This is a genomic window from Streptomyces sp. NPDC002054 (assembly GCF_040296685.1).
Taxonomy (GTDB): Bacteria; Actinomycetota; Actinomycetes; order Streptomycetales; family Streptomycetaceae; genus Streptomyces.
The window spans coordinates 101,665-121,505 of the sequence record NZ_JBEOXT010000006.1; the positions used below are offsets into that span (position 1 = coordinate 101,665).

Annotated in this window: 18 protein-coding genes; 10 read left to right on the forward strand and 8 right to left on the reverse strand. The window is 72.2% G+C overall.

The features are described 5' to 3' along the window. The first annotated feature begins 148 nt into the window (after window positions 1-148). A complete protein-coding gene (locus ABT123_RS36715) occupies window positions 149-223 on the forward strand; it encodes a 50S ribosomal protein bL37 (protein ID WP_374211945.1) in 75 nt (24 codons plus the stop codon). Window positions 224-491: 268 nt separating this feature from the next. On the opposite strand, the gene meaB is transcribed toward ABT123_RS36715, so the two are convergent. Further along, a complete protein-coding gene (gene meaB / locus ABT123_RS07410; RefSeq protein WP_351310727.1) occupies window positions 492-1,451 on the reverse strand; it encodes a methylmalonyl Co-A mutase-associated GTPase MeaB in 960 nt (319 codons plus the stop codon). An 86-nt stretch (window positions 1,452-1,537) separates the two neighbouring features. Next, window positions 1,538-2,740, reverse strand: a complete 1,203-nt coding sequence (locus ABT123_RS07415) for an acetyl-CoA C-acetyltransferase (protein ID WP_351310729.1) — start codon at window positions 2,738-2,740, stop codon at window positions 1,538-1,540. 146 nt (window positions 2,741-2,886) lie between these two features. Here ABT123_RS07415 and mce point away from each other — a divergent pair, with 146 nt between their 5' ends. The 7 genes from mce to ABT123_RS07450 all read left to right on the forward strand — a co-directional run bounded on the left by mce (window position 2,887) and on the right by ABT123_RS07450 (window position 13,171). Further along, on the forward strand, window positions 2,887-3,315 hold the full coding sequence (gene mce / locus ABT123_RS07420; protein ID WP_351310730.1) for a methylmalonyl-CoA epimerase: 429 nt from the start codon (window positions 2,887-2,889) through the stop codon (window positions 3,313-3,315). Window positions 3,316-3,501: 186 nt separating this feature from the next. Continuing rightward, window positions 3,502-8,004 (forward strand): polarized growth protein Scy, encoded by a 4,503-nt coding sequence (gene scy, locus ABT123_RS07425; protein WP_351310731.1) that lies wholly within the window; start codon window positions 3,502-3,504, stop codon window positions 8,002-8,004. Between the two features lie 195 nt (window positions 8,005-8,199). Continuing rightward, the gene (locus ABT123_RS07430; protein WP_150207304.1) at window positions 8,200-9,138 is read left to right on the forward strand and encodes a coiled-coil domain-containing protein; all 939 of its coding nucleotides are present in this window, start codon (window positions 8,200-8,202) and stop codon (window positions 9,136-9,138) included. Window positions 9,139-9,274: 136 nt separating this feature from the next. After that, window positions 9,275-10,297, forward strand: coding sequence for an ABC transporter ATP-binding protein (locus tag ABT123_RS07435; protein WP_351310734.1), 1,023 nt, complete (start codon window positions 9,275-9,277; stop codon window positions 10,295-10,297). 2 nt (window positions 10,298-10,299) lie between these two features. Then, window positions 10,300-11,055: an ABC transporter permease gene (locus ABT123_RS07440; protein WP_351310957.1), complete on the forward strand. Its 756-nt coding sequence runs from the start codon at window positions 10,300-10,302 to the stop codon at window positions 11,053-11,055. Between the two features lie 137 nt (window positions 11,056-11,192). Further along, window positions 11,193-12,317, forward strand: coding sequence for an ABC transporter ATP-binding protein (locus ABT123_RS07445; RefSeq protein WP_351310736.1), 1,125 nt, complete (start codon window positions 11,193-11,195; stop codon window positions 12,315-12,317). Next, window positions 12,314-13,171, forward strand: coding sequence for an ABC transporter permease (locus tag ABT123_RS07450; RefSeq protein WP_351310738.1), 858 nt, complete (start codon window positions 12,314-12,316; stop codon window positions 13,169-13,171). Before ABT123_RS07445 ends, ABT123_RS07450 begins: the two co-directional genes overlap by 4 nt. A 10-nt stretch (window positions 13,172-13,181) precedes the next feature. Here ABT123_RS07450 and ABT123_RS07455 read toward each other — a convergent pair whose 3' ends face one another. After that, complete coding sequence (locus tag ABT123_RS07455) at window positions 13,182-13,508, reverse strand: Rv1322 family protein (RefSeq protein ID WP_351310740.1); 327 nt, start codon at window positions 13,506-13,508, stop codon at window positions 13,182-13,184. A gap of 211 nt (window positions 13,509-13,719) precedes the next feature. Between ABT123_RS07455 and ABT123_RS07460 the strand changes: the two genes are divergently transcribed. Beyond that, window positions 13,720-14,751, forward strand: a complete 1,032-nt coding sequence (locus ABT123_RS07460; RefSeq protein ID WP_351310741.1) for an LLM class flavin-dependent oxidoreductase — start codon at window positions 13,720-13,722, stop codon at window positions 14,749-14,751. Window positions 14,752-14,853: 102 nt separating this feature from the next. On the opposite strand, the gene ABT123_RS07465 is transcribed toward ABT123_RS07460, so the two are convergent. Continuing rightward, window positions 14,854-15,246 carry an SCO5389 family protein gene (locus ABT123_RS07465; RefSeq protein WP_150207310.1) on the reverse strand — a complete coding sequence of 131 codons (393 nt, stop codon included), beginning with the start codon at window positions 15,244-15,246 and terminating at the stop codon, window positions 14,854-14,856. A 232-nt stretch (window positions 15,247-15,478) separates the two neighbouring features. On the opposite strand from ABT123_RS07465, the gene nucS reads away from it, so the two are divergent. After that, window positions 15,479-16,150: an endonuclease NucS gene (gene nucS, locus ABT123_RS07470; protein WP_351310743.1), complete on the forward strand. Its 672-nt coding sequence runs from the start codon at window positions 15,479-15,481 to the stop codon at window positions 16,148-16,150. Between the two features lie 76 nt (window positions 16,151-16,226). Here the strand turns inward: nucS and ABT123_RS07475 are convergent, their stop codons facing one another. From ABT123_RS07475 to ABT123_RS07490, 4 genes are all read right to left on the reverse strand, one after another. Then, on the reverse strand, window positions 16,227-17,525 hold the full coding sequence (locus ABT123_RS07475; RefSeq protein WP_351310745.1) for an MFS transporter: 1,299 nt from the start codon (window positions 17,523-17,525) through the stop codon (window positions 16,227-16,229). After that, window positions 17,522-18,664 (reverse strand): PLP-dependent cysteine synthase family protein, encoded by a 1,143-nt coding sequence (locus tag ABT123_RS07480; protein WP_351310747.1) that lies wholly within the window; start codon window positions 18,662-18,664, stop codon window positions 17,522-17,524. Before ABT123_RS07480 ends, ABT123_RS07475 begins: the two co-directional genes overlap by 4 nt. A gap of 91 nt (window positions 18,665-18,755) precedes the next feature. Next, complete coding sequence (locus ABT123_RS07485; protein WP_351310749.1) at window positions 18,756-19,115, reverse strand: hypothetical protein; 360 nt, start codon at window positions 19,113-19,115, stop codon at window positions 18,756-18,758. A gap of 231 nt (window positions 19,116-19,346) precedes the next feature. After that, complete coding sequence (locus ABT123_RS07490; protein ID WP_351310750.1) at window positions 19,347-19,778, reverse strand: hypothetical protein; 432 nt, start codon at window positions 19,776-19,778, stop codon at window positions 19,347-19,349. Between the last annotated feature and the right edge of the window lie 63 nt (window positions 19,779-19,841).

The following is a 19,841-nucleotide window of genomic DNA, read 5'->3' on the forward strand; positions in this document are numbered from 1 at the left end:
TCCCCTGGGGTTTCACATTGTGTGACATGCCGAAGAGCTTTCGAATCCCCTGGGTGGATCAGCGGGCCTCACCCTGATGCGGGCTCGGCGGGCGCTTCGTAAACTGACGACGCCCGAAAGATCCCGAAAAGGTAGGGAGTGACGCGTCATGTCGAAGCGAGGCAACAAGCGACGGGCCCGCAAGAAGAAGAGCGCCAACCACGGCAAACGCCCCAACGCCTAACCCACCCCGGGCCCCGGGCCCCCCGCGTGCCGGACGCAGCCCGCGCCAGCGGGGTCCGGGGCGCAGCCCCGGGTGCTGGGCGAAGCCCGCACCTGGCGGGGTCCGGGGCGGAGCCCCCACGCGGCGGAGCCGCCTATCGGTACAGCCGGGAAGGGGCGGGGTGGGGGAAGGCTCCGCGCAGCGGATCAGCCCGCGCAGCCGCCCACCCGCAGCGTGACCGAGGCCAGGGCCCGGCGCAGCGCGCCTCGCGGTACGAGCGCCCGGAGGGCTACTGCTGGGTCAGGGTGGACAGGAGGGTGTCTGAGGCTGCGTATGGGTCCAGCTCGCCCGCCGCGACGGCCGCCGCCAGCTCCTGGAGGTGCGCATCCCCGTGCACATCCGCCAACCGCTCCCGCAACGCAGTGATCGCGATCGTCTCGACCTCCCGCGCCGCCCGCGCCGTACGCCGCTCCGCCAGCACCCCGCGCTCGTCCATCCACGCCCGGTGCTTTTCCAGGGCTTCGACGACCTCGTCGATGCCCTGGCCCCGCGCCGCGATCGTCTTGATGATCGGCGGGCGCCAGTCCCCCGGGCCCCGGGACTCCCCGAGCCCCAGCATGTGGTTCAGCTCCCGCGCCGTCGCGTCCGCGCCGTCCCGGTCCGCCTTGTTGACCACGTACATGTCGCCGATCTCCAGGATCCCGGCCTTGGCCGCCTGGATGCCGTCACCCATCCCCGGCGCCAGCAGCACCACACACGTGTCCGCCTGCGCGGCGATCTCCACCTCCGACTGCCCGACCCCGACCGTCTCCACGAGGATCACCTCGCAGCCGGCCGCGTCCAGCACCCGGATCGCCTGCGGTGCGGCCCAGGACAGGCCGCCCAGGTGCCCGCGGGTGGCCATCGAGCGGATGTACACCCCGGGGTCCGACGCGTGGTCGGACATCCGGACCCGGTCGCCGAGCAGCGCGCCGCCGGAGAACGGCGACGAGGGGTCCACCGCCAGCACCCCGACCCGCTTCCCGGCCCGCCGGTACGCCGACACCAGCGCCGAGGTCGACGTCGACTTGCCGACCCCCGGCGAGCCGGTCAGGCCCACCACGTACGCCCCGCCCGTCAGCGGGGCCAGCGCCGCCATCACCTCGCGGAGCTGCGGGGACGCCCCCTCGACCAGTGAGATCAGCCGGGCCACCGCCCGGGGCCTGCCCTCGCGGGCCTGCGCCACCAGCTGGGGGACGTCCACGGTCATGCGTGCTGCGCTCCTCGGTTCGCTACGGCTGGCTGTACGGGGTCCGGGCCCGCGCGATCGGCGCGGGCCCGGACCCGAAAAACCGGTCAGGCCTTGGGCACGCGCACGATCAGCGCATCGCCCTGGCCGCCGCCACCGCACAGCGCAGCCGCTCCGACCCCGCCACCGCGCCGCTTCAGCTCCAGCGCCAGGTGCAGGACCACCCGCGCGCCGGACATGCCGATGGGGTGGCCCAGGGCGATCGCGCCACCGTTGACGTTCACCTTTTCCGGGGTCACGCCCAGGTCCTTCATTGACTGCACGGCGACCGCCGCGAAGGCCTCGTTGATCTCGATCAGATCGAGGTCGGCGACCTCCAGGCCCTCCTTCTTCAGCGCGTGCGCGATCGCGTTCGAGGGCTGCGACTGAAGGGAGTTGTCCGGGCCAGCCACATTGCCGTGGGCGCCGATCTCGGCGATCCACTCCAGGCCCAGCTCCTCCGCCTTCGCCTTGCTCATGACCACGACGGCGGCGGCACCGTCCGAGATCTGCGAGGAGGTGCCGGCGGTGATGGTGCCCTCCTTGGCGAAGGCCGGGCGAAGCTTGCCGAGGGACTCGGCGGTGGTCTCCGCACGGATGCCCTCGTCCGCCGAGAACAGCACCGGGTCGCCCTTGCGCTGCGGGATCTCGACCGGGGTGATCTCCGCCTCGAAGATGCCGTTCTTCTGCGCAGCCGCCGCCCGCTGGTGCGAGAGCGCCGCAAACTCGTCCTGCGGGGCCCGCTCGATGCCGAGCCGGGTGTTGTGCTTCTCCGTGGACTCGCCCATCGCGATGTTCTCGAAGGCGTCGGTCAGGCCGTCGTACGCCATCGCGTCGAGCATCTCGATCGCGCCGTACTTGTAGCCCTCGCGGGACTTCGGCAGCAGGTGCGGGGCGTTGGTCATGGACTCCTGGCCGCCGGCCACGATCACGTCGAACTCGCCGGCGCGGATCAGCTGGTCGGCCAGCGCGATGGCGTCCAGGCCCGACAGGCACACCTTGTTGATGGTCAGCGCGGGCACGTTCATCGGAATGCCGGCCTTGACCGCGGCCTGGCGGGCGGGGATCTGGCCGGCGCCGGCCTGCAGCACCTGGCCCATGATCACGTACTGCACCTGGTCGCCGGAGATCCCGGCCCGGTCCAGGGCTGCCTCGATGGCGAATCCGCCGAGATCGGCACCGGAGAAGGTCTTCAGCGAGCCCAGCAGTCGCCCCATGGGCGTGCGGGCCCCTGCGACGATCACCGAAGTGGTGTTGTTCGTTCCGGACATGAGGCGGATCCCCTTTCAACAAGGGAAGCTGAGGAGTGAACGAGGGTTCACACGAATGTACTGAGCGGTACCGGCGGCGTCACCGGCCCGTCGGTGTGATCGCGCGCACGTTGCGTAACCACCCTCCCTGGCAGTGCACTGGTCCCATGCTGACAAGAATCGACCACATCGGGATCGCCTGTTTCGACCTCGACAAGACTGTCGAGTTCTACCGTGCCACGTACGGCTTCGAGGTGTTCCACACCGAGATCAACGAGGAGCAGGGCGTCCGCGAGGCCATGCTCAAGATCAACGAGACCTCGGACGGCGGGGCTTCGTACCTCCAGCTGCTCGAGCCCACCCGGGAGGACTCCGCGGTCGGCAAGTGGCTGGCCAAGAACGGCGAGGGCGTCCACCACATCGCCTTCGGCACCGAGGACGTCCAGGGAGACTCCGAAACCATCCGCGGCAAGGGGGTCCGCGTGCTCTACGACGAGCCCCGCACCGGCTCCATGGGATCCAAGATCACCTTCCTCCACCCCAAGGACTGCCACGGCGTCCTCACCGAACTGGTCACTTCCAACCCCGAGCACTGACCTCACCTATATCCCCGGCCGGTAGAGTGGCGGGTGGCTCGGCCGGGGTTTCGGTGCGGAAGGGGTCGGGGCCAGGTGACCCTTGCCCCGGTATCTGACACCATTTCCCCCGGGGGCGCCGTTCAGCGGGCGGACGGTGCTCATTTGGGAGTGAGCTTGCGACCAGGGGACGGATGGGACCGCGCTGTGCGGGGCTACGAACGCCAGGAGAGCCATCAGGCTGAGGCCGACCATCTCTCGCGCTTCGAGGCCGAGATGGAGCGGCTGAAGAAGGAGCGCGAGAAGGCCGTCCAGCACGCCGAAGACCTGGGATACCAGGTCGAGGTGTTGCGGGCCAAGCTCCACGAGGTGCGTCGCGCTCTTGCGTCCCGCCCCGCGTACGAGAACCAGGACCTCGGCTACCAGGCCGAGCAGCTGCTGCGCAATGCGCAGGTCCAGGCCGACCAGATGCGCGCCGACGCCGAGCGCGAGCTGCGCGAGGCCCGGGCTCAGACCCAGCGCATCCTCCAGGAGCACGCCGAACACCAGGCGCGGCTCCAGGCCGAACTGCACGCCGAGGCCGTCAACCGGCGCCAGCGGCTGGACCAGGAACTCAACGAGCGCCGGCAGACCGTCGAGGCGCACGTCAACGAGAACGTGGCCTGGGCCGAGCAGCTGCGGGCCCGTACGGAGTCCCAGGCGCGGCGGCTCATGGACGAGTCGCGCGCCGAGGCCGAGCAGGCGCTGAACGCCGCCCGCGCCGAGGCCGCCCGGGTCGCCGAGGAGACCCGCCGTCGGCTGGCCGAGGCCTCCGAGGTGGGCCGCGCCGAGACCGAGGCCACCCTGCTGCGCGCCCGGAAGGAGGCCGAGCGGCTGCTGTCCGCCGCCTCCTCGCAGGCCCAGGAGGCCACCGAGCACGCCGAGCGGCTGCGCTCCACCGCTTCCGCCGAGTCCGAGCAGACCCGGCAGCAGACCCTGGACCTCGGCCGGGTGGCCGACCAGCGGGTCCAGGAGGCCGACAGCACCCTGCGCGAGGCCCGTTCCGAGGCCGAGAAGGTGCTCGCCGAGGCGAAGGAGGCAGCCGCCAAGCAGCTGGCCTCCGCCGAGTCCGTCAACGAGCAGCGCACCCGCACCGCCAAGGAGCAGGTCGCCCGGCTGGTCGGCGAGGCCACCAAGGAGACCGAGGCGCTGAAGGCGGAGGCCGAGCAGGCGCTCGCCGATGCCCGCGCCGAGGCCGAGCGGCTGCGCACCGAGGCCGGCCAGCAGGCCCGTACCGCTGCCGCCGAGGACACCGCCGCCCAGCTCGCCAAGGCGGCCCGGACCGCGGAGGACGTCCTCAACAAGGCGTCCGAGGACGCCCGCGCCACCACCCGCGCCGCCAGCGAGGAGGCGGAGCGGATCCGCCGCGAGGCGGAGGCCGAGGCCGAACGGCTGCACGCGCTGGCCGCCGAGGGCGCCGAGCAGCTCAAGGGCGCGGCCAAGGACGACACGGCCGAGTACCGGGCCAAGACCGTCGAGCTCCAGGAGGAGGCGCGGCGGCTGCGCGGCGAGGCCGAGCAGCTGCGCGCGGAGGCCGTCGCCGAGGGCGAGCGGATCCGCGGCGAGGCCCGCCGCGAGGCGGTCCAGCAGATCGAGGAGGCGGCAAAGACCGCCGAGGAGCTGCTGACCAAGTCCAAGGCGGACGCCGACGAACTGCGCCGCGGGGCGGGCGCCGAGAGCGAGCGGGTCCGCGCCGAGGCCATCGAGCGGGCCACCACCCTGCGCACCCAGGCCGAGGAGACCCTGGAGCGCGCCCGCGCCGAGGCCGAGCAGCTGCGCACCGAGGCCGAGGAGGCCGCCGAGGCGCTGCGCACCGAGACCGACGCGGCCGTGCGCGAGCGCCGCGAGGAGACCGAGCGGGCGCTGGCCGCGAAGCGGGCCGAGGCCGACACCGAGCTGGTGCGGCTGCACCAGGAGGCGGAGTCCCGGCTGTCCACGGCCGAGCAGACGCTGCGCGACGCCCGGACGGCGGCGGACGGCATCCGCCGGGAGACCACCGAGGAGACCGACCGGCTGCGCGCCGAGTCGGCGGAGCGGATCCGCACCCTCCAGGCGCAGTCCGAGACCGAGGCCGACCAGCTGCGCACCGACGCGGCCGAGGACGCCGGCCGGGTCCGCGCGGAGGCCGAGCAGGCCGCCGTACGGCTGACCGGCGAGGCGGAGGCCGAGGCCGAGCGGGTCCGGGTGGAGGCCCAGGAGACCGCGGACCGGCTGCGCGCCGAGGCGAAGGCGGCGGCCGAGCGGGTGGGCGCGGAGGCCGCCGAGGCCCTCGCCGCCGCCCAGGAGGAAGCCGCGCGGCGCCGCCGGGAGGCCGAGGAGACCCTGTCGGCCGCCCGCGAGGAGGCCGACAGCGAGCGGGCCCAGGCCCGCGAGCAGAGCGAGGAACTGCTGGCCGCGGCCCGCAAGCGGACCGAGGAGGCGCAGGCCGAGGCCGCGCGCCTGGTCGAGGAGGCGGACCGGCGGGCGGCGGAGCTGGTCGCGGCTGCCGAGACCACGGCCCGTGAGGTACGGGAGTCCGTGGCCGGGCTGCGCGAGGAGGCCGAGGAGGAGATCACCGGCCTGCGCAGCGCCGCCGAGCACGCGGCGGAGCGTACGAAGACGGAGGCCGAGGCCGAGGCCGAGCGGGTCCGCGGCGATGCGTACGCGGAGCGCGAGCGCGCCTCCGAGGACGCCAACCGGATCCGCACCGAGGCGCGGGCCGAGACGGACGCGGCGAAGTCCCTCGCGGAACGCACGGTCGGCGACGCCATCGCCGAGGCCGAACAGCTGCGCGGCGACACCGCCGAGTACGCCCAGCGGGTGCGGACGGAGGCCACGGACGCGCTGGCCGCGGCCGAGCGGGACGCGGCCCGGACCCGGGCGGATGCCCGCGAGGACGCCAACCGGATCCGGTCCGAGGCGGCGGTCTCCCTGGAGGAGTCGCGCGCCGAGGGCACCCGGATCGCGGCCGAGGCCGAGTCCGCGGCGGCCGACACCCTGGACGAGGCGCGGGCCGAGGCCAACCGGCTGCGCACCGAGGCCGCCGAGCAGGCGGACCGGCTCATCAACGAGGCCACCTCCGAGGCCGACCGGCACACGGAGGAGACCCGGGCGGCCAACGAAGCCACCCTGGGCGAGGCCGCGGCCGAGGCCGAGCGGATCACCACCGAGGCGGCGGCCACCCTGGACGGGGCCCGCGCCGAGGCCGAGGCGCTCACCGCCAAGGCGGCGGAGACCCTGGCCGGCGCCGAGCGGGACGCGGCGAAGACGGTGGACGACGCGCGCGCCGAGGGCGCCCGGCTCATCGGCGAGGCCACCGCCGAGACCGAGCAGATGACCATCGAGACCCAGGCGGCCAACGACCGTACGGTGGGCGAGGCGGCCGAGCGGGCCGAGACGCTCAAGGCCGTGGCCGAGCGGATCCTGGACGACGCGCGCAACGACGGCGGCCGGATCATCGGCGAGGCCACCGCCGAGGCGGAGCGGGTCACCGCCGCCGCCGAGGAGACCCTGGCGAGTGCGGAGCGGGAGTCCGAGCAGACCCTGGACGAGGCGCGGGCCGAGGGCAACCGGCTGCGCACCGAGGCCGCCGAGCAGGCGGACCGGCTCATCGGCGAGGCCGCCTCGGAGGCGGAGAAGCTCACCGAGCAGACCCGTCGGGACAACGAGCGCACGGTCGGCGAGGCGGCGACCGAGGCGGAGCAGCTGCGGGCCGAGGCCTCCGAGGCGCTGAGCTCCGCCCAGGAGCACGCCACCCGGACCCGGTCGGAGGCCGAGCGGGTCAAGGCGGAGGCGGCGACCGAGGCCGAGCGCGCCCGCACCGAAGCCCGCGAGGAGTCCGAGCGGCTGCTGGACGAGGCCCGGGAGGCGGCCAACAAGCGGCGCAGCGAGGCCGCCGAGCAGGTCGACCGGCTCATCTCCGAGGCCAGTGCGGAGGCGGAGAAGCTCACCGCCGAGGCGCAGAAGCAGGCGCTGGCCGCGACCACCGGGGCCGAGGAGCAGGCCGATGCGATGGTCGACGCGGCCCGCAAGGAGGCCGCCCGGATCTCCTCCGAGGCGACCGTCGAGGGCAACTCGCTGGTGGAGAAGGCCCGGACGGATGCGGACGAACTGCTCGTCGGCGCGCGCACGGATGCCGCCGCCATAAGGGAACGGGCGGAGGAGCTGCGCGGTCGCGTCGAGTCCGAGGTGGAGGAGCTGCACGAGCGGGCCCGCCGGGAGTCGGCCGAGCAGATGAAGTCGGCGGGCGAGCGGGTGGACAAGCTGGTGAAGGCGGCCACCGAGCAGAGCGCGGAGGCCGAGGCGAAGGCGAAGGAGCTGGTTTCGGACGCGAGCAGCGAGGCGTCGAAGGTGCGCATCGCGGCGGTCCGCAAGGCCGAGCAGCTGCTGAAGGAGGCCGAGCAGAAGAAGGCGGAGCTGAGCCGGGAGGCTGAGGAGATCCTCGGCGAGGCCAGGTCCGAGGCGGAGCGGCTGGTCGAGGAGGGGCGCCGGGAGCTGGAGGTTCTGGTGCGCCGACGCGAGGACATTCAGGCGGAGATCTCCCGTGTCCAGGACGTTCTTGAGGCGTTGGAATCATTCGAGGCGCCTACGGGTGGCGGAAAGTCATCGGTGGGCGGCCAGGGTGCCGGCGGTGTGAAGGCGGGAGCGGCAGCGGGTTCCACTCGTTCGAGTGGAAAGCAGTCAGAGGGCTAGCCAAGGTGCCTGGAAGTGTGCTCCTGATGGGACCTCGGGTGAACGAGTGGCAAGCATTCCGTAGCCTTGCCACTCAAAAGGGGTGTCATTGTCCAGATCAAAACGGCATTGACTCGATGACACGCCGCTCCGGCGCCTAGGATTCCCCTTAACACCTCACGTAGCACCTCATCGGTCTCATTCGACAGGAACCCCATGAGCGACACATCCTCCCCCTTCGGCTTCGAGCTCGTGCGGCGTGGTTACGACCGCGGTCAGGTGGACGACCGCATTACCAAGCTCGTCGCCGACCGTGACAGCGCACTGTCCCGCATCAACTCCCTGGAGAAGCGCATCGAGGAGCTCCACCTCGAAACGCAGAATGCCCAGGCCCAGGTCAACGACGCGGAGCCGTCGTACGCCGGTCTCGGCGCCCGGGTCGAGAAGATCCTGCGGCTCGCCGAGGAGGAGGCGAAGGACCTGCGCGAGGAGGCCCGTCGCGCGGCCGAGCAGCACCGCGAGCTGGCCGAGTCGGCGGCCCAGCAGGTGCGCAACGATGCCGAGTCGTTCGCCGCCGAGCGCAAGACGAAGGCGGAGGACGAAGGCGTCCGCATCGTCGAGAAGGCCAAGGGCGACGCCTCCACCCTGCGCGCCGAGGCCCAGAAGGACGCGGCCTCCAAGCGCGAGGAGGCCGACGCGCTGTTCGAGGAGACCCGTGCCAAGGCCGCCCAGGCCGCCGCGGACTTCGAGACCAACCTGGCCAAGCGCCGCGAGCAGTCCGAGCGCGACCTCGCCTCCCGCCAGGCCAAGGCGGAGAAGCGTCTCGCCGAGATCGAGCACCGGGCCGAGCAGCTCCGCCTGGAGGCCGAGAAGCTGCGTACGGACGCCGAGCGCCGGGCCCGCCAGACGGTGGAGACCGCGCAGCGCCAGGCCGAGGACATCGTGGCCGACGCGAACGCCAAGGCGGACCGCATCCGCAGCGAATCCGAGCGCGAGCTGGCGGCGCTCACCAACCGCCGCGACTCCATCAACGCCCAGCTGACCAACGTCCGCGAGATGCTCGCGACGCTGACCGGCGCGGCGGTGGCGGCGGCCAACCCGATCGTCGACGACGAGCCGGTCTCCCGCGGAGTGCCGGCCCAGCAGAGCCGCTAGTACGCCTCCGCTACGCCACAGCTCGTACCCGCGCAGTACACCCCCGGTACTGTTCGGCAGCAAGAAGCCCCCGTGCCCGAAGGCCCGCGCCCGTTTCAACTGGCGTCGGGCCTTCGGCCGTTCTAGTGTCAGGCGCATGATCGAGCTTGAGGGACTTACGAAACGTTTCGGCGCGAAGACCGCCGTCAACAACCTCAGCTTCCAGGTCAGACCGGGAGTGGTGACCGGCTTCCTCGGCCCCAATGGGGCCGGCAAGTCAACCACCATGCGCATGATGCTCGACCTCGACAACCCGACCAGTGGCACGGTCCGGATCGACGGCAAGCACTACCGGGATCTGCCGGAGCCGCTGAAATACATCGGAGCACTGCTGGACGCCAAGGCCATGCACGGCGGTCGCAGCGCATACAACAACCTGCTCTGCCTCGCCCAGTCCAACCGGATCCCGGAAAGCCGGGTAGCCGAGGTCCTTGACCTGGTCGGACTGACTGCCGTGGCCAAGAAGAAGTCGAAGGGCTTCTCCCTGGGCATGGGGCAGCGGCTGGGCATCGCCGCAGCCCTGCTCGGCGACCCCGAGATCCTGATGTTCGACGAACCCGTCAACGGCCTGGACCCGGAGGGAATTCTCTGGATCAGGAATCTTATGAAAGGACTTGCGGCGGAGGGAAGGACGATCTTCGTTTCTTCCCACCTGATGAGCGAAATGGCTTTGACCGCCGAGCATTTGATCGTGATCGGCCAGGGAAGGCTGCTGGCCGACACCTCGATGTCGGATTTCATCCAGCAGAACTCGCGCAGTTACGTACGTCTGCGCACCCCGCAGCAGGAACGCCTCAAGGACGTCCTGCACGAGGCGGGAATCCCGGCCATCTCCGTTCCGGGCACCGGCACGCTGGAGATCGACGGGACGACCACCGAAGAACTCGGCGAACTGGCTGCCCAGCACCAGATCGTGCTGCACGAACTGAGCCCGCAGCGGGCTTCACTGGAGGAAGCGTTCATGCGTATGACGGCGGACGCGGTCGAGTACCACGCCCACGCCCCCGGCACCCCGGGGGTCCCGCCGCAGTCCGGTGTGGCCGCCGACAACCCGGCCCGGCCGGCCGACGTCCCCGCCTGGGGCGCCGGCTTCGAGGCGACCCGCAAGGACGGCGAGTGACCATGGCCCTCTCCGCCGTTCTCAAGTCCGAGTGGACCAAGATCCGCACGGTCGCCTCCACCAGCTGGACGCTCATCCTCGCCTTCCTCGTCACCGTGGGCTTCGCCGCGCTGTTCAGCGCCACGGCCGATCCGTCGAAGATCGAGAGCTTCGATCCGACCGCGACCAGCTTCAGCTCGATGCAGTTTGGGCAGCTGTCGCTGATCGTCTTCGGTGTGATGGTGGTGAGCACCGAGTACAGCACCGGCATGATCCGCACCTCGCTGGCCGCGGTACCGAACCGCTCCCGCTTCCTGCTCGGCAAGATGGCCGTGGCGACCGGGCTGGCCCTGGCCGTCGGCATGCTGACCAGCTTCGTGTCGTTCTTCCTCACGCAGGCGCTCCTGGGTGACGCCGGCATCGGCATCGGCGAGGAGAATGTGCTGCGCGCCGTGGTCGGCGCCGGCCTGTACATGGCGCTCCTCGCCCTGTTCTGCATGGGCGTGGCCGCCATGCTGCGCAGTTCGATCGCCGCCATCAGCATCCTGATCCCGTTCTTCCTGATCCTTTCGAACGTCCTCGCGGGCTTCGAGGCCACCCGGCCGGTCGGCCAGTACCTGCCCAGCAACGCCGGGTCGAGGATCATGCTGGTCGTGCCGGATGCCTTCGGGAGCCCCGAGACCCCCTACGGCCCCTGGGGCGGTATCGGGATCATGGTGCTCTGGGTCGCCGCCGCCGTGATCGGCGGGCTGCTGGTGCTGAAGAAGCGCGACGCCTGATCCGCCGCCGGTCCGGGCCGGTCTCAGGGGCACCTCAGGGGTACCTCAGGGATCGGCCCGGGACGGAACCGTACGGCGCTCGATATCCTCTTAAGCCTTACTCGGGCGAGAGTCGCCCGGCCGGCAAGGGGCAGCGCATGATCGAGGCAGTCGGACTGACCAAGCGCTTCGGCGCGAAGACCGCCGTCGACCAGCTTTCCTTCCAGGTCAGGCCGGGTCACGTGACCGGCTTCCTGGGACCGAACGGGTCCGGGAAGTCCACCACCATGCGCCTGATCGTGGGCCTGGACCGGCCCACTTCCGGCCAGGTCACGATCAACGGCCACCCCTTCCGGCAGCTGCCCCACGCGCAGCGCATCGTCGGTGCCCTGCTCGATGCCAAGGCCGTGCACGGAGGCCGCCGGGCCCGCACCCACCTGCTCGCCCTCGCCCAGCTCTCCGGCATCCCGGAGAAGCGGGTGGACGAGGTGCTGGGGGTGGTCGGCCTGCAGGACGTGGCCCGGCAGCGGACCAAGGGCTTCTCGCTCGGCATGGGCCAGCGGCTCGGCATCGCCTCCGCCCTGCTCGGCGACCCCCAGGTGCTGCTGTTCGACGAGCCGGTCAACGGCCTCGACCCGGAGGGCATCCTCTGGGTCCGCAATCTGATGAAGCAGCTGGCCGCCGAGGGCCGGACCGTGTTCGTCTCCTCACATCTGATGAGCGAGATGGCACTGACCGCCGACCACCTGATCGTGATCGGTCGCGGGCGGCTGCTGGCCGACATGGGCGTGCAGGAGTTCATCGCACACAATTCGGCCGGATTCGCTCGGGTCCGGGTCGCCGACACGGACCCGGAGGGCTGGGGCGCCCTGGGCGAGGTGCTCACCAAGGAGGGCGGCCGGGTGCTTCAGGAGCCGGACGGCGCCCTGCGGGTGACCGGCCTGGAGCTGCCCCGTATCTCCGACCTCGCGCACGAGGCCGGCATACGCCTGTGGGAGCTGTCCCCGCACAAGGCCTCGCTGGAGGAGGCGTACATGCGGATGACCCAGAGCTCGGTCGAGTACACCTCCACCGACGACCCGCGGGCCGAGCTCTTCGCGCCCGAGCCGATGTCCCTGCCCGCCTGGGAGGACGAGGTGGCGCCGGAGCTGCCGGCCGCGACGGCCGCGGGCTTCTACGCTCCCCCGCCCCCCGGCGGCGCCGCCGCCCCCTTCCTGATGCCCGGCAGCCCCGGGGATCTGGCGGGCACCCCGTCCACGACCAACCCCGAGGAATCCCGATGAGCGGCCCGGCGACCACCGACCGGCAGGACCGGCAGGGCGGGCAGGGCCGGCAGCGGTACGACTCGCCGCTGCCCGCCGCCCGGCCCACCCTCGTGAACGCGCTGGCCTCGGAGTGGACCAAGCTCGTCTCGGTCCGCTCCACCCTGTGGACCCTCGCCTCGCTGGTGGTCCTGGTGCTCGGCATCGGCGGGATCGCCGTGACCTACACCTCGTCCCCCGACTACCGGCAGATGCCGTTCACCGGCCCCGCCATGTTCGGCCTGATGGTCGGGCAGGTGTCGGTGATCGTGCTCGGCGTGCTCAGCATCTGCTCCGAGTTCGGCACCGGCCTGATCCGCACCACCCTGACCGCGGCCCCCGACCGGTACCGGGTGCTGACCGCGAAGTACCTGGTCTTCGCCGCGGTGGCCTTCGGCACGGTCGCGGCCTCGGTCGCGCTGGTCGGCATCTTCGCCGCGTTGATGCACGCCGGCGCCGGCTCCGGCGTGCACTCCCCCCGCGAGTGGGCCTGGGCGATGAGCGGCAGCCTGTACGTGACCCTGCTCGGGGTGCTGGCGCTGGCGGTCGGGTCCCTGGTCCGGCACTCCGCCGGCGGGATCGCCGTGATGCTCGGCCTGGTCACCCTCCCGCCGATACTGGGCGCGATGCTCGGTGCCTGGGAGGGCACCGCCCAGATCGGAGAGACGCTGGTGACCTACAGCCCGCCGGTCGCGCTGATCCAGCTCTTCGGGGCGGACAACGGCGTCGGTACCGACCAGCCCGTCAGTGACTTCGCCCAGCTCGGACTGGTGCTCCTGGTCTCGGGGGCCGCGGTGGCCGGCTCGTACCTGGTGGTCGGCCGCCGCGACGTCTGACCCCTAGTACCTAGTACCGCGGGGCGTTCCGGGACCGCTGCACCTTCGAGGCGCGGCGGTCCTTCGCGTTCCAGCAGGCCTTGTGCCAGTGCCGGCGGTCGTCCACGCCGCCGTACTCCGGCCAGACCACCAGGTGCGGGGTGCCGGACGGGATCTCCTGGTCGCAGCCCGGGCAGCGGTAGCGTTTGCCGACCGAGCTCGCGCCCGCCACGTGCCGGACCTTCCAGTCCTCGCCCTGCCACTCCTCGGTGCTCTCCAGGCCGAAGCGGTCCAGACCGCCCCGGGGGCCGTCGGCCGGATTCTCGCCGCCCCGGGGGCGGTTGTGGCGCGGTGACACGTATACCTCACGAAGCTGCGGGCGGACGGGACTTTCTCCCAGACTACGCGGAGCGAGCCGGAGTACCCGCAGGGTGTTCATGGCGGCACCCCGCCGGAGGGCGACCGAGCCGACAATCCCAATAACTTTTCTGTCAGACCGTGCCTTTGGCACGTGTCAGACGTTGTTGCCATCGGGGAAAGCCGCGTCAGCCGCAAGGAGGCAGAAGGCGATGCGCGTAGGAGCGTTTGTACTGGCAGCCCAGTTCCCGGGCCAGGGACAGGGGGAGGCGCTGCACCGTGCGGTGCGGACCGCCGACGTGGCGGAGGAGGCCGGGCTGGATTCGGTCTGGCTCGCCGAGCACCACTTCGTCCCGTACGGGGTGTGCCCCTCGGCGGTGACCCTGGCCGCGCTGCTGCTCGGCCGCACCCGGCGGCTGCGGGTGGGCACGGCCGTGAGCGTGCTGCCGAACACCCACCCGGTGGCCCTCGGGGAGCAGACGGCCCTGCTGCACCTGACCTCGGGCGGCCGGTTCACCCTCGGGGTGGGCCGGGGCGGGCCCTGGGTGGACCTGGAGGTGTTCGGCGGCGGCCTGCCGGCGTACGAGCAGGAGTTCCCGGACTCCCTGGACCTGCTGCGGCGCTGGCTGGCCGAACCGCGGGTGGGGTCGGCCGGCGGCCGGTACGGCTTCCGCGAGGTGGCCGTCGTACCGCGTCCGTCGGAGGCCCTGGACGCGGACACGACACGTCCGGAAGTGATCGTCGCCTGCACCTCTCCGGCCTCGGTACGGATGGCCGCCGAACGCGGACTGCCGATGCTGCTGGGGATGCACTGCGGGGACGAGGAGAAGGCGGCCATGGTCGCGCTGTGGCGGGAGACGGCCCGGGCGGCCGGCCACCCCGCGGACACCGTGCGGAATGCCGGCCACGTCTCGGCAGGGGTCTGCCAGCTCGCGGACCGCACGGCGGATGCCCGGGAGACCCTGCTGAAGGCCATGCCCGGCTGGTTCAGGCTGGGCCTGGACGCCCATGTCACGATCGACGGACGGCACCGCGCCATGCGGGACCCGGTGGCCTATACGGAACTGCTGTGCGACCTGCACCCCGTGGGCACCCCGGAGCTGGCCGTGGACCGGCTGGCGGCCACCGCCGAGCGCACCGGCATCACCCGGTTCGCGCTGCTGACGGAGGGCTCGGGCGATCTCGCCTCGACCGAGGAGAACGTCCGGCGGCTGGGCAACGAGGTTGTGCCCCGGCTCGGCTGACGCCACCACCCGCCCGGCCGCGGCTGCCGCCCCGGTATCGGTCACACCCCCCTGCGATGCGGAGCGGCAGCAAGAAGAGTCGGGACACCCCCGACCGTCCCGCTAGCAGTCCCGGAGCTCCGGAGACTGGTTGAGCAGCTGCCCCCGGATCGATGTGAACTTGGCCAACCGGTCGTCGGCCGAGGCGTCCAGGGGGAACACCGCGACCCGGTGGCAGTTCTGGAAGGCGAGCCGCACCCCGAAGTGCCGCTGCAGCGCACCACGTATCGCGTCACTCGCAAGCGCGCGCAGCAGCTGGCCACGCGCCTGCTCGTCCGGCGGGGGCGTCTGGTTGTCGGCGAACTCTCCGCCGTCGACCTTGAGCTGGGCCACCAGCGAGCTGATCATCTCCCAGGCGAAGGGCAGGGAGGTCCGGACGCAGTCGACGAAAGCGGCTTCGTCGACCTCGCCTCGCTCGGCCTGTTCGAGTAGGGCCGGTGAGACGTCGAGCGACATGGGTTCTCCTCTCGCGACCCCGGCCGTTTCGGTGACCGGAGTCTTACGGGCAGGGAAGGAGGAGCCGCGACACGCGGCAACGCAGTGTGCGCGCATCGCAACCTCCTGCTCACCACGGTAGGCGCCCGGTGGGGACCGCACCAGGAGAATGCGCATACAACGCGCCATCCGCGAACGGGGCTTTCGGGGGCGAATCGCGTGGGGGCGGCTCCTTCGAGTAGCGTTGCCGACCATGCGTCTCGTCATTGCCCGGTGCTCCGTCGACTATGCGGGCCGGCTCACCGCCCATCTGCCCTCCGCACCCCGTCTGATCCTTGTGAAGGCCGACGGCAGTGTCTCCATTCACGCGGACGACCGGGCGTACAAACCGCTCAACTGGATGTCGCCGCCGTGCACCCTCAAGGAGGGGACGGGCGACGACGCCGGCGTCTGGACGGTCGTCAACAAAGCGGGCGAGAAGCTCATCATCACGATGGAAGAAGTCCTGCACGACTCCTCCCATGAGCTGGGCGTTGACCCCGGCCTGATCAAGGACGGGGTGGAGGCGCACCTCCAGGAGCTCCTCGCGGACCGCATCGACACGCTGGGCGAGGGCTACACGCTGATCCGGCGCGAGTACATGACCGCGATCGGCCCGGTGGACATCCTCTGCCGGGACGCCTCGGGCGCCACGGTCGCGGTCGAGATCAAGCGCCGCGGCGAGATCGACGGCGTGGAACAGCTCACCCGCTATCTGGAGCTCCTGAACCGGGACCCGCACCTGGCGCCGGTCCGCGGCGTCTTCGCCGCGCAGGAGATCAAGCCGCAGGCGCGGGTGCTGGCCGGGGACCGGGGCATGGAGTGCGTGGTCCTGGACTACGACGCCCTCCGCGGCATCGAGGACGACAAGCTCCGCCTGTTCTAGAGCGTTTCTTGAGTGTTCCCCGAGGTACGGGGCGGGCGACCGACGGCCGGCCGCCCCGCACCCGGGGTTCACCGGGTCAGGCCCAGGCCGGCTCCACCCGCCCGGCCGCCGTCCCGGCCGGCGGGGCTGCAAGGCGCCCCGTGCGGTCGAGGGCGTACAGGCCGGCGGCGCAGCCGAAGCCCAGCAGGGCCAGGGCAGCCCACGGCAGCGCGGACACACCCGCGGCGCGGGCCGCGTCGAGGGCCGCGCCGGTACCGAGGTTGCCGAGGGTGATGCCCACCCCGCAGATGGTGTTGTACAGGCCGTAATGGGTGGCCACGAGCCGGTTCCCGGCCAGCCGGACGATGGTGTCCATCTCGAACGGGTACGCGACCATCGTGCCGAGGGCCAGCAGCAGCGCGGCGAGCACCGGCGGGACCGCCGCCACCGCCCACCGGCCCGCCCCGCCGGCCGGCACCGGCACCGCCGTGGCGAGCAGCAGCGGCAGGAAGGCCGAGCCCATCACCACCAGGCCCCCGACCAGTGCCTGCCCGGGCGTCAGCCGGGCCTTGCACCAGGCGGTGACCCGAGTCTGGCCGAGGACCGTGCTCAGCCCGGAGACGGCGAACAGCAGGGCCACCGCCACGGTGCCGAACCGCCCGTCACCGCCCAGTCGGCGCACTTCCAGCGGCAGCGCCAGATAGACCTGGAAGGTCAGCACGTACGAGACGGTCATCGCGGCGGCGAACAGCAGGAACGGCCGGTTGGCCAGGATGCCCCGCCATTGCGCCGCCACGCCCTCCCGCGGGCCGTCGGCCGCCGCCCGGCGAGCGGGCAGCGCGCGGATCTGTACGAGGCTCAACACCGCGAAGACCCCGGCCGCGGTCAGACAGGTGACCTTGAACGAGACCCCGGTCAGCACCATGCCGACCAGCGGCCCCAGCAGGATCCCGGCCTGGTAGAAGACGTTGAACAGGGCGAAGGCCTCAACCCGGCGCTCCCCCGCGTCCAGCGCCAGGTACGCGCGGGAGGCCGGGTTGAACAGCGCCCCGGCCAGCCCGGTGGCCGCCGAGGCCGCGAGCAGCGCCGGAACCGAGTCGACCAGCCCCAGGGTGGCGAAACCGATGATGCGCAGCACCATGCCCGAGATGATCAACGGCTTGTAGCCGAGCCGGTCGGCCAGGGTGCCCCCGAGCAGGAACATGCCCTGCTGGCTGAAGTTGCGGACGCCCAGGATCAGCCCGACCAGCCAGCCCGCGAGGCCGAGCGGCCCGGCGAGATGGGCCGCGAGGTAGGGCATCAGCATGTAGAAGCCGAGGTTGATGGTGAACTGGTTGACCATCAGGAGCTGCACGCTCCGGTCGTACGTCCGTACCTGTGCGAAGGCCCCTTTCACCGCAGGTCCTCCGCCGGTGCACCGTCGCCCGCCAGGGTCAGCGGGTCCACCACGGCCGGGCACCGGGTCCAGCGCGTGACCTCCTTCTCGTCGACGCGGCCGATCACGTCCGGCTCGGGCGCGGGCGGTCCGTCCAACAGTCCGTGCGCGGCGCAGTAGTCGTCGTCGTAGACGGTGGTGAGGTAGCGCTGCGGGCCGTCGGGGAACACGGCCGCGATCCTGGTGTCGGCGGGCAGGGTGCGGGCCAGCCAGCCGGCGACCAGGGCGACCGCGCCGACGCTCCAGCCCCCGGTGGCGTAGTGGGAGGAGGCGAGCCGGCGGCAGGCCCACACCGATTCGGCGGGGGCCACCCAGTGCACCTCGGAGAAGTGCCCGTACGCCACGTTGCGCGGGTAGATGCTGGAGCCCAGCCCGCGCATCAGGCGCGGCCGGGCCGGCTGGCCGAAGATGGTGGACCCGATGGTGTCCACGCCGACCAGCCGGAGCTCCGGGTAGAGCTGCCGCAGGACGCGGGAGACCCCTGCGGAGTGCCCGCCCGTGCCGACGCTGCACACCAGGACGTCGATGTGCCCCAGCTCGGTGGCGAGTTCCAGGGCGAGCGGGGTGTAGGCGCTGGTGTTGTCGGGGTTGTTGTACTGGTCCGGGCACCAGGAGCCGGGGTACTGCGTCATCAGTTGGGTGACCCGGTCGCGGCGGGCCTGTTGCCAGCCGCCGGTGGGGTGGGGCTCGGAGACCACGTTGACCTGGGCTCCGTACGCGGTCAGCAGGCGGGTCATGGCGGACTCCAGCCCGGGGTCGGTGACCAGGGTGACCGGATGACCGTGGACCATGCCGGCCAGGGCGAGGCCGAGGCCGAGGGTGCCGCTGGTGGACTCGATGATCCGGGCGCCCGGGGCGAGCTCGCCCCGGGCGCGGGCCCGCTCGACCATGTGGAGGCCGGGGCGGTCCTTGATTCCGCCGGGGTTGAAACCTTCCAGCTTCGCCCAGAAGCCGCGCCCGCCGGGCGCGAAGGGCTCGCCCACGCGCAGCAGCGGCGTGTTCCCGACCAGCCCGGCCAGGGGGGTCGTGGGGGTGGCGGGAAGGGCGTTCCCGCCCGTGCTCCCGCTCTCGTTGCGGTTGGTGCCCGTCGATGCGTTCATCGTCTGCTCTCGCTCGTCACTCGTCGTACGTCTGTACGTCTGTACGTCCGTACGTGGCTGGGGATGCGGAGGGGGCCGGAGCCGGGCCGGCCTACGTCCGGGAGCGACAGAGGGTGCAGAGCGTTGCGCGCCCGGAGACGGCTCTCGGGGCCGTGTCCGGTATCAGGAGTGCGGGCGCGACGGGCCGCAGGACGGCGGGCGGACGCCCGGCCTGCTCGGAGCCGGGCACCGGCAGGTCCCCGCGGACCCGCGGCTGCACGGCGGGCTCGGCGTGCGGCCCGGCCAGGTCGCAGAACTCCGCGGTGTGCACATGCGCGTGCACCTGGGCATGCGGGTGCGCGCCGGCTGCCGGATGCGTGGCGCAGTCCGGGACGGCGAGCAGGAGCGCGCCCAGCAGCAGGGCGAGCAGCAGCACGGGGGAAGGGGAGAGGGCAGGGGAGCGGGAGGGCATGGTTCCTCCGCGGAGGGTGGATTCAGGGCATGCCAGACGCTGGCGCGAGGCGCGGCAGTCGGCAGTTCCTAGGGGGTGTCCGGCGGATCAGGGCCGGATAGCCCGGGTCGTCTGGTGCCGTGGATTGCAAGGCGGAGGAGGGAGCCCACGCGGAGCGTCGGCGACCGACGACAACGCGGCAAGCCGCGGTGCCAGACGGGCCGGGCCCGGCCATGATCCGCCGGATACCCCCTAGATCCGCAGAACCGTGGGGCTCCCGGGGGGTGCGGCGGTGGCCCGGCCGTCGGCGGCGGACGGGCGGGCGCCCGGTCCGCACCGGGGCGGGGCGGGCGCCGGTACGAGGAGACCGGCGGCGGGGGCGTCCAGGGCGGGACCCTGCTGGGGCTGGCCGGGGACGCATTCCTGCGCGGGGTGCGAGGCGGCACCGGGGTCGCCGCCGTGGTGCGGGTCCGGGTCCGCGGCGGCGAGGCCGCTCTGGTGGCCGTGGAAGACGGCGACGGCCGGTGCCGAGGCGGTGCTGTCGAGGTGCCCGACGGCACCCTCGATGCTCACCCCGTGCCCGTAGAGGAAGGCGAACAACACCACGGCCAGACCCCATACCCGCAGCGGGCCCGCAGGTGTGCGGACCCGCGGCATACGGGAAGGGGGCCCGGCCGTGACCATGCCGTGATCTTACCCTCCCGACGGGGCGGCACCCCGTCGGCCTTGCGCCAAACTTCGCGCCAT